The organism is Actinomadura fibrosa (genome assembly GCF_900659615.1).
Taxonomy (GTDB): domain Bacteria; phylum Actinomycetota; class Actinomycetes; order Streptosporangiales; family Streptosporangiaceae; genus Spirillospora; species Spirillospora fibrosa.
This window is the reverse complement of record NZ_CAACUY010000311.1, coordinates 1-9,147: the sequence shown is the minus strand read 5'-3', so window position 1 is coordinate 9,147 and position 9,147 is coordinate 1. Positions and strand designations below refer to the sequence as shown.

Annotated in this window: 9 protein-coding genes; 3 read left to right on the top strand and 6 right to left on the bottom strand. The window is 73.9% G+C overall.

Annotation, left to right across the window (positions count from 1 at the left end; all coding sequences use genetic code 11):
- The 3 genes from pgfA to E1300_RS44165 form a co-directional block, all read right to left on the bottom strand.
- On the bottom strand, positions 1 to 916 hold a 916-nt coding region (gene pgfA, locus E1300_RS44175), incomplete at its 3' end, for a cell envelope lipid trafficking protein PgfA (protein ID WP_131763253.1).
- 28 nt (positions 917 to 944) lie between these two features.
- Entirely contained in the window at positions 945 to 2,234 is a 1,290-nt protein-coding gene (locus E1300_RS44170; protein WP_131763252.1) for a PucR family transcriptional regulator, read from the bottom strand.
- A 357-nt stretch (positions 2,235 to 2,591) separates the two neighbouring features.
- Positions 2,592 to 3,311 (bottom strand): class I SAM-dependent methyltransferase, encoded by a 720-nt coding sequence (locus E1300_RS44165; RefSeq protein WP_242619784.1) that lies wholly within the window; start codon positions 3,309 to 3,311, stop codon positions 2,592 to 2,594.
- Positions 3,312 to 3,387: 76 nt separating this feature from the next.
- On the opposite strand from E1300_RS44165, the gene E1300_RS44160 reads away from it, so the two are divergent.
- The gene (locus tag E1300_RS44160; protein ID WP_165503268.1) at positions 3,388 to 4,557 is read left to right on the top strand and encodes a glycosyltransferase; all 1,170 of its coding nucleotides are present in this window, start codon (positions 3,388 to 3,390) and stop codon (positions 4,555 to 4,557) included.
- Positions 4,558 to 4,623: 66 nt separating this feature from the next.
- Here E1300_RS44160 and E1300_RS44155 read toward each other — a convergent pair whose 3' ends face one another.
- Genes E1300_RS44155 through E1300_RS44145 form a run of 3 tightly spaced genes read right to left on the bottom strand, consistent with a single transcriptional unit; the run spans position 4,624 to position 6,134 of the window.
- Positions 4,624 to 5,319: a tRNA-dependent cyclodipeptide synthase gene (locus E1300_RS44155; protein WP_131763250.1), complete on the bottom strand. Its 696-nt coding sequence runs from the start codon at positions 5,317 to 5,319 to the stop codon at positions 4,624 to 4,626.
- A 1-nt stretch (position 5,320) separates the two neighbouring features.
- Positions 5,321 to 5,647 carry a DUF6092 family protein gene (locus E1300_RS44150; RefSeq protein ID WP_131763249.1) on the bottom strand — a complete coding sequence of 109 codons (327 nt, stop codon included), beginning with the start codon at positions 5,645 to 5,647 and terminating at the stop codon, positions 5,321 to 5,323.
- Positions 5,610 to 6,134, bottom strand: coding sequence for a nitroreductase family protein (locus E1300_RS44145; RefSeq protein WP_242619785.1), 525 nt, complete (start codon positions 6,132 to 6,134; stop codon positions 5,610 to 5,612). The genes E1300_RS44150 and E1300_RS44145 overlap by 38 nt, the downstream gene beginning before the upstream one ends.
- Before the next feature lie 340 nt (positions 6,135 to 6,474).
- On the opposite strand from E1300_RS44145, the gene E1300_RS44140 reads away from it, so the two are divergent.
- The gene (locus tag E1300_RS44140) at positions 6,475 to 7,866 is read left to right on the top strand and encodes a tryptophan 7-halogenase (RefSeq protein WP_242619783.1); all 1,392 of its coding nucleotides are present in this window, start codon (positions 6,475 to 6,477) and stop codon (positions 7,864 to 7,866) included.
- Positions 7,867 to 7,904: 38 nt separating this feature from the next.
- Positions 7,905 to 9,098, top strand: coding sequence for a cation:proton antiporter (locus tag E1300_RS44135; protein WP_131763247.1), 1,194 nt, complete (start codon positions 7,905 to 7,907; stop codon positions 9,096 to 9,098).
- Positions 9,099 to 9,147: the final 49 nt, after the last annotated feature.

Sequence of the window (9,147 nt, the reverse complement as noted above, 5' to 3'; positions counted from 1 at the left end):
CGCCGCGCGGGCTCGCCGCGAGCCCGGCGGCCAGGGCGACCAGGCCCGCGATCCCGCACGCCAGCGGCACGGCCGTCTCCACCAGCCGGATCTTCTCGGCGCCGTCGTCCGACCGGGCGATCAGCTCCCGCCGCGTCTCGGGCGACATCCGCAGGTCGAGGTCGGCCACCACGAGCCGTCCCGGCCCGGTCTTCGCCCGCAGCGTGGACAGGGCCCTCTGCCGCTGGTCGATCGGCGCGCCCGTCCGGGGATCGACCCAGTAGGTGGCCTCGGCCTCGTAGTACCGGTCCACCGGGACGCCGCCGCGCTTCTTGCCGAGCCCGAGCATCTCCCCGGGCATGTCGGGGACGGCCTCCGTGACCTTCGTGGCCGGGATCCGCTGGACGAAGCGGTAGGCGCGCACGCCCTCGACGCGCTCCTCGCCCTGGAACACGACCGGCCAGGCCCGCCGGGTCTGGACGTCGTAGAGTTGGTAGGTGCGCCTGGTCACGTCCACGGGCCAGAACAGCCCGATGCCGTCCTGCCGGGCGGTGACGTCGCCCTGGACCGCGGCCCCGCAGCAGGAGGTCAGGCGTCCCGACCGCCGGTCGAACGCCACCCGCTGGGTGCGGATGTCGATCAGGTAGCCGCGGGCGACGTCCTGGACGGTCGTGACCGAGTCCCAGACGGCGACGCCGTCGTGGGAGGCGAGCACGTCGCCGCGGACGGTGTTGGTGGCGGTGATCGTGGCGCCCTTCCGCAGCCGCAGCGACTTGGCGTCGAAGTAGCTCGCGCCCTCCGCGCGCAGCCGCGTCACCTGGTAGGCGTCCGTCGGCGCCATGATCAGCCTCGGGGCGGCGTAGAAGCGGATGAGGAACCCGATCACCAGGACGAACGCCCCCACTCCGGTCAGGACCGTGCCCAGGACATGGCGCATCGCGGCCTCCTCGGAGAGGAAATAATATTTAGTATATGAGTTGCATGTGATCTGCGCCACGTTCCGGCGCCGGCCCGGCCCCGGCCGCGCCCGGCGCGCGGTCCCGCTCGCGCGTGTCGAGCAGCCGGACGATGCGGAGGGCGAGCTCCATCTCGAACCGCCAGTCCGGATCGTTCAGGAGGTCGCCGAACAGGTCCCGGAGCTGGCGCAGCCGGTAGCGGATCGTCTGCGGGTGCACGCACAGCCGCGCGGCGACCGCCGGCACGGAGGCGCCGGTGGCGAGCCAGGTGAGCAGCGTCTCGGCGAGCCGCTCGTGCTGCTCGGTCCGCAGGTCGGCGAACCCGGCGAGGCGGCGCCGGACGAGGATGCGCGCCACGTTCTCGTTGCCGAGGAGCAGCAGCGTGGGCAGGTGGTCCTCGCAGTCGACCTGCCGCTCGCCCGCGAACACGCCCCGGCGCATCAGCGACAGCGCGTGGCGGGCGAGGCGGAGCGAGAGCGGGGCGCCCGGCAGCGGGACGACCGGGCCGACCGCGAACTCGACGTCGCGCAGGCCCCGGCGCAGCGCGTCCATGCGCCCCGGACCGTCCGGGTCGGGGACGAGGAGGCACGGGTCGGGCCGCTCCAGGTCCATGAGCACGTCCGGGCCGAGCGCGGGGCCGACCACGTGCCGGGCGCTCCACCGCTCCCGCAGGGCGACGCACGTCACGGTCCGCGGCAGCGGCCACTGGGCGGCGCCGGCCAGCTCGTGCAGGCCGTCCGGCGCGGTGACCGCGGGCTCGGCGAGCAGCAGCCGCAGCAGCCGGTCGCGCCGCCGCTGGAGCAGGCCCGCGGTGCGCGCGGCGAGCTCGGCGTACGCGTCGACCGAGTGCGCGGAGATCTCCTCGACGTAGGCGAGGATCGCCTCGGCCAGGACGTACAGCCGCTCGGGCGCGACGCCCCGCTCGTGGCCGACGCGGGCGAAGCGGCGCCAGGCGACCCGCCCGCCGACGCGGTAGGCGAGCTGGAGCGGGTCCAGGCTGCGGCCTTCGAGGTACTCGCCGCGGCCGAGCGACCGGTAGATCCCGGCGGCCTGGTCCCGGGGCGCCGCCGGATCGGCGATCCGCTCGACGAAGTGGCGGAGCCCCTGCTCGACGCCCAGCCTGAGGCCCGCGCCGAACCGTCCCCGCGGCGGCCGCGCGAACTCCGGCACGGCGGCGCGGATCTCCGCCGCGATCTCCTCGGCGAGCGCCGGCAGCGCGGGCCGCAGGACCGGGGCGAGATCGGGGGGCGGCGTTCCCGCGGGCGCCGCGCCGGCGTCCGCGATGGTCTGTTCGGTCATACCAGCCTCGATGATCGAGTCATGTAGCTGCTGACCGCGCCCTGCCCGCGTCCGCGTGCGGGGCCGGCTCCGGTGCCGGGTTCCCGCGGCGTCCGCCGGGTGCCGACAACGTAGCCTCGCGTTCCCCGCCCGTCAACGATCCGAGGTCCCCGCGGCGGCGGTGGCCGCCTCTCGCGATGAAGATGATGTTCCTGGAATTCACTTGTGAAGTGAGTTCACGACTGCTTGAATAAGTGTCGAGGAAACACCGTCCGGTATCGCCCTGGGTGAGGGTGCGCCGGACCGGAAAGCCACTGGCCGGGCAGGCTGACGGGGCCGCGTCAGCACGCCCGGCCAGTGCTTCCCCGGAGCCGCGCCTTAGGGGCGCCGCGCGCTCATCAGCAGGTTGACCGGCTGGTCCGGGCCGTCTCCGGGCAGGCCCACCATCGGCTCCCAGGTGAGATCGGCGAACCCGCAGCCGTTCAGGACGTCCTCGTAGGCTCGGCGGCTCCAGTAGTGCACGGCCAGCCGGGACGGCGGGGCGGTCGGGACCGAGATCGTGAAGGGGAAACCGTCGGGCGGACGGACGGGACGGTGCAGCACGAACCCGTTGAGCTGCCGTGTCTCGGGAAGCGCGTCCGGATTGCCGACCAGGGCGAACAGGCGGCCGCCCGGGGCGAGGTTGGCGAAGGCCCGCTCGCCCATGCGCGCCAGGGCGTCGCGGTGGCGGGCGTAGTGCAGCACGTTCGCGGCGATGACGATGTCGAAGGCGCCGAGGACGGGCATGGTGGCGATGTCGTGGACTCGGTACCGCACCCCGGTGGGCTCGTCCCGCTCGCGGCGCAGAGCGAGTTCGATCATCTCGGCGCACGAGTCCACTCCGAGAACCCGGCTCGCCCCATGACGGCGCAGCAGCCGGCTGAACGACCCCCACCCGCACCCGAGATCGAGGACCGAGGCGTCGGCGACCGGCCCGAGCGCCCGCAGCAGGGAGGGGAACTCCACCTGCTCCTGGTAGGGGCCGACCACGCGATCGACCTGCTCGCTCCGCGCGGCGATGGCCGCGTACTGATGCGGCACGGACTCGTCCTGATCCACATTCGGTACTCTACGCTGTTAGGGTGCAACGGAGAGTAATGTCCCGTGGAGGCCCGCGATGCGTGTGATGTGCACGGTGACCGGGTCGACCTCCCACGCGAAGGCCATGTCGTCGATCGCCTCGGCGCTGACCGGAGCCGGGCATCAGGTCCTGGTGGCGGCTCCGCCCGAGCTGGCCGCGGCCTTCCGCGACACGGCGTGCGACGTCGCCGGGGTGATGGGCGACTTCGGTGCCCACTGCCGGCGCCTGGACCACCGGCCGGGCCGGATCTGGTACCTCGAAGTGACCGCGGGACCCATGGCCGGCGAGGACTTCGCGAACCTGCTGCCGACGGCGACCAGGTTCCGGCCCGATCTGCTCGTGCGCGACGGCGGCGAGTTCGCCGGATGCCTGCTGGCGGAGGAACTCGGCCTGCCCCTGGTCGTGGCGCCGTCCGGGGTGGCCAATCTGCTGGACCCGGCCGCCGTGCTCCCTCTCCTGAACGAGCGCCGCGCCGAGATCGGGCTTCCCGTCGCCACCGATCCCGGCGGCATCTACGGCCGTGGACGGATCGACTGCATGCCGCCGGAGTACTCGTTCGCGGCCCGGCCCGGAGACAGGACGCTGTCCTACCGTCAGCCGGTGAGCGCCGAGAGCACCGAGGCCGAGGCGTGGGGGATCGGGAGCACGCCCGATCGTCCCCTGGTCCTGGCGGCCTTCGGTGGGGTGCTGCCCATGGCGGCGCGGTTGAAGCGCAGCGGTGTCGTCTTCCCGGACGTCATCGACGAGGCGGTCGACGCGGGCCCGCTCGTGAAGGCGGTGGTCGCCGCGCTGGGCACCGTGGACTGCACGGCACTGGTGGCGGCCGGCGCGTTCGCCGTCGGGCGCCCGCCGCCGAACGTGCGCGTGGTCGAGCGCTTCCCGCAGGAGGCGCTGCTGCCCGAGGCCAGGCTGTTCGTCACGCACGGCGGCTACAACAGCATCAGGGAGGCGGTCGCCGCCGGTGTCCCGATGGCCGTGGCGCCGCGCTTCGCGGATCAGCACCGCAACGCCGACCGGGTCGAGTCACTGGGCCTCGGAAAGCACCTCCGCGTTCTCGAACCGTCCGCGATGGGGGCCGTCTGCCGGAGCCTTCTGGCCGACACCTCGATCCTGAACACCGCGCGCCACGCCCAGAAGCTGATGAGCGAGCTGCCCTCACTCGACACGCTGCCCGGCGACCTGGAGCGGATCGTGGCATCCCGCTCCCGGGACGGTGCGGTGTAGCGGGACGCGGGCCCGGTGGGACCGCGCGGCGTCCATGCTCCTCGGCGGTGCCGTCGGCTTCCTGCGCTATGCCGTTCCCGCGGACGGCCGGACGATGACGTGTCCTTGCGTCTCGTAGCAGAGGGCCGGGTTCGCCTGAATGCCGCGCAGGACCGGCATCACCGAGTGGTAGCAGTTCAAGGACGTGGGGACGTCGAGCACCTCGGGCGTGTTGACCAGGAACGGCATCTCGGTGCGCAGGTAGGCGAGGCCCGCGCGGAGCATCGCCTCCCGCGCCTCCGGCGCGTCGCCGTCCGCGCGCTCGGCGATGACGGACTCGACGTGCTCCTCGCAGGAACGCCGTAACCGGTCGTTCGTGCGGACCACCTCGTCGACATGCCCGAGGACCGCCCGGTATCCGGGCCGTTCGACGTACCGCGACAGCGGGTCGACGCGGAGCTCGGACGCGGTCCCTCCCGTCGCCTCCACGGCCCGGCGGATCCGGCGCCTGGTGTCCCTGACGGCCCTCGTCGCCCGCGCGCCGGCCTTCTGCGGCGTGGTCCCGGAGCACACGTACATGCTGTCGAGGTGCAGATCGACGTACATCACGTCGACGGCGTCGAAACTGCTGCGCGCCCAGCCCAGCAGCGCCGTGAGGCGCGGCACGGTGAAATAGCTGTTCCCGGGGCTGACCCCGAGCAGCGCGTGCTCGCCGCGTTCGAGCAGCCGCTCGGCATTGGGAGTCAAGGGTTCCACGTCCACCGTGGCCGGAACGTCGTCCATGTCAGTCCGCCCCGCCGGAGATGAGGTCGGACCCGGCGAGCACGAGCGCCAGCTCCAGGCAGGCGCCGTCGAGCAGGGCGCCCATGTCCCGCTCGGCCATGGCGCCGCGCATGACGTCGTCCAGCCGGGCGCGCACGGACGCGATCCCCGCGTGGTCGACGCCGGTGCGCGCCGCCAGCTCCAGCAGGCGGCGGGCGGCGTCCAGGCATCGCAGCGGGCCGTACTGCGGGGGTTCCTCGACCAGGCCGCGCCCGCTGCTGAGGAGGTAGGCCGCGAGCAGCAGGAGCTCCTCACCGACCCGGACCGGCGGGGGAGAGCCAGGACTCATGGCGGATCACCTCGCTCCGCTGACGGCGGACCGCCCGCGGGCGGTCCCCGGCGGGGTGGCCGAGCGGCACCAGCAGGACGGGTTCGAGGTGCTCGGGAAGCCGGAGCAGCGACTGGATCACGGGGGCGCGGAAACTGCTGACCGGGCACCCTCCCAGCCCCAGCGCGTGCGCCGCCAGCAGGAGGTTCTGGACCGCCATCGCGACGCACAGCAGCCCCTCGTCCCACCGGCCGCCGCCGGTGCGGACGGCCCGGGATCGGTCGAAGCAGGCCGCCACGAGCAGCGGCGGCTGTTCGATGATCCCCGGCGCGAACGCGCGGACCAGGCGCAGCGTCCGCGCCCGCCGCACCACCACGAAGGCCCACGCCTGCCGGTTGGACGCCGACGGGGCGGCGAGCATCGCCTCCAGCATCAGGGCGACCAGGTCGTCCCCGACCGGCCGGTCCGCGTACTGCCGGACCGCGCCGCGAGTGAGCAGGACCCGCAGCGCGTCAGGCGTCGAAGACGAGGCCGTGCCGCCGCCGGCGGGCGACTCGCCCGCACCGCGCGGCACACCCGGTGGCGCGCTCGTCACAATACGTAGCGTATGTGGAATGCTCCTGGACTTTCGTCATGCCGAGACCAATTGTCGGCCCTCAAGTGGCAACACGCTTCGCGGCCTCTCGGGCGCGCCTTCCGTGCGAGGTGTGGCATCCATATCGGCGATCGCGGCCATTGGCATCTGTTGTTACAGTGAGTTGCCGAATGCTCACATAGAGAATCCGCATGGCCTGCGAAACAGCGCAGCGAAGAACGGCTCGGCGCCGTCCGAGGAAGGAGCACCGACCGTGAGCCCTGACGGCTACGACCTCATCGTGGTGGGGGGAGGGCCCGGTGGGTCGACCGCGGCCTCGCTGGCGGCGCTCGACGGCCACCGCGTCCTGCTGCTGGAGAAGGAGCGGTTCCCCCGCTACCAGATCGGGGAATCGCTGCTGCCCTCCACCGTCCACGACATCTGCTCGATGCTCGGTGTGGGCGAGGAGGTCCGGCGGGCCGGGTTCACCCCCAAGCACGGGGGGACCTTCCGATGGGGAGCCAACCCCGAGCCGTGGACGTTCACCTTCGGAGCCTCGCCCCGCATGGCGGACTCCCCGTACGCCTTCCAGGTCGAGCGCATGCGGTTCGACCAGATCCTCCTCGACCATGCGCGGCGGGTCGGGGTCGACGTGCGCGAACGCCACTCGGCGACCGGCGTCCTGCGCGAGGGAGACCGGGTGGCCGGCGTGCGGTACCGCGCCTCCGGCCGCGAAGAGCGGGCGCGCGCCCGCTTCGTGATCGACGCCTCCGGGCACGGCAGCCGGCTGCACCACCACGTCGGCGGGCGGCGGGAGTACTCGCCCTTCTTCCGGAACCTGGCGGTGTTCGGCTACTTCGAGGGCGGCCACCGCCTTCCCGAGCCCGACTCCGGCAACATCGTCTGCGTCGCGTTCGGCTCGGGCTGGTTCTGGTACATCCCCCTCTCGCCGACGCTGACCAGCGTCGGCGCGGTGGTCGGGCAGGACGCGGTGGCCAAGGTGCAGGGCGACCCGGACGCCGCGCTCGACGCGTTCATCGGCGAGTGCCCGACCGTCGGCGAGTACCTGGCGGACGCCCGCCGGGCGACCCGCGAACCCTATGACCGGGTGCGCGTGCGCAAGGACTTCTCCTACGACCGCACCGCGGTGTGGTGCCCGGGAATGGCGCTCGTCGGAGACGCCGCCTGCTTCATCGACCCCGTGTTCTCCTCGGGCGTCCACCTGGCCACCTACAGTGCGCTGCTGGCCGCGCGATCCGTCAACACCGCGCTCGCCGACGACGTGGACGAGGAACGCTGCTTCACCGAGTTCGAAGGCCGCTACCGCCGCGAGTTCGGCCACTTCCGCGACTTCCTGACGGCCTTCTACCAGATGCACGTCGACGAGGACTCCTACTTCTGGCAGGCCCGCAAGATCACTGAGCATCCGGGGAGCGCCCAGGAGGCCTTCATCGACCTGGTGGGAGGGATGACGGCGGCCGACTTCGCGCCGCGGCCGACGGACGGCTCCGGCGAGGACGGCGATCCGGCCGGTGCGGCCCCGCCCGCCCAGAAGGTGGGGCCGAAGGTGTGCGCCAGCATCGGAGGGGCCGAACGCCGCGCGCCGATGCTCCCCGGCGGCCTGGTCGCCTCGGCCGGCGGACTGCGCTGGGCCGAACCGGCCTGACGCCCCGACGCGCACGCACAGGACGGAACCCCGCGCTCATGGCGGGACTCACCGGCCTCCTCCCCGTCCTCGCCGCCCTGATCGTGGTCGCGCAGTCCGGCGGCCGCCTCGCCCGGCGCCTGCGGCAGCCGGCCGTGGTCGGAGAGATCGTCTGCGGGGCCCTGCTCGCCACCGTCCTCGCGTCCGCCGGCTGGGCGCCGCCGGCCCCGGGGACGGCCGAGGCCGAGGCGGCCGCCCAGCTCGGCCTGGCGGTCTACCTGTGCGGCCTGGGCGCCGAGACGGGCGCCGGCGCGGGCGTCCTCGTCCCGTCCGCGCGCTCGGGCTGGCCGGTGCTCGGCGCCGCCCTGGTACCCGCCGGCCTGGGAGCGCTCGCGGCGCTGTGCCTGTCCGGACGCCACGCCCCCGCCGGGACCGCGGCCTTCACCGTCTTCATGGCCGCGGCCATGGCGGTCACCGCGTTCCCGGTCCTGGCCCGCATCCTGGACGACCGGGCCCTGACCCGGTCCCCGGTGGCCCGGCAGGCGCTCGGCACCGCGATCGTCATCGACGCCGCGGCGTGGGCCGCCCTGGCGGCGGCGAGCGTCCTCGCCGACGCCGGCCGCCTCCGCCTGTGGCCCATGGCGGCCGCCGCGCTCGCCCTGGTGCCGGCGTTCGCCCTGCTGCGTCCCTGGTGCCGGCGCCATCAGGCCGTCCTGCGCTCGGCCTCCGCGGCCCCCGGGGTCGCCGCCGTGGTGTTCGCCTCGTCCGCGGCCGGTGACTGGGCCGGATGGCACGCGGTGCTGGGCGCCTTCGTCGCCGGGATCGTCCTCTTCCCCCCGCCCCCGGACCGCCCCGCGGAGCCGAACCGGGCCCTCGAAACGCTGGAGCCGCTGGTCGTCCTGCTGCTGCCGGTCTACTTCGTGTGCTCGGCCCGCCACATGGACGTGACCCGCTGGGACGCTGCCCTGCCGGCGGAGACCACCGCCCTCGTGGCGGTCGCCCTGGCGGGCAAGCTCGGCGGCGGCTACCTCGGCGCCCGGCTGGGCGGGCGGCCCCGGCGGGAGGCGCGCGTGTTCGCCGTGCTCATGAACACCCGGGGGCTCACCGAGATCATCTTCCTCGCCGTCGGCCTCCGGTCGGGCATCATCGACACCGGCGTCTACACCGCCATGATCATCATGAGCCTGCTGACCACCGCGCTGACCGGCCCCCTCCTCACCGCGGTGCTCGGCCGCGACCGGCCGCCGCCCTGAGCGGGCCGCGGCGCGGGCGCGGTCCGCTCAGCCGCCCGGCGGCGCCTCG

Coding starts and splice junctions, on each gene's coding strand:
- E1300_RS44170 (WP_131763252.1), bottom strand. CDS start 2,234: ATGACCGAACAGACCATCGCGGACGCCGGCGCGGCGCCCGCGGGAACG.
- E1300_RS44155 (WP_131763250.1), bottom strand. CDS start 5,319: ATGGACGACGTTCCGGCCACGGTGGACGTGGAACCCTTGACTCCCAAT.
- E1300_RS44150 (WP_131763249.1), bottom strand. CDS start 5,647: ATGAGTCCTGGCTCTCCCCCGCCGGTCCGGGTCGGTGAGGAGCTCCTG.
- E1300_RS44135 (WP_131763247.1), top strand. CDS start 7,905: ATGGCGGGACTCACCGGCCTCCTCCCCGTCCTCGCCGCCCTGATCGTG.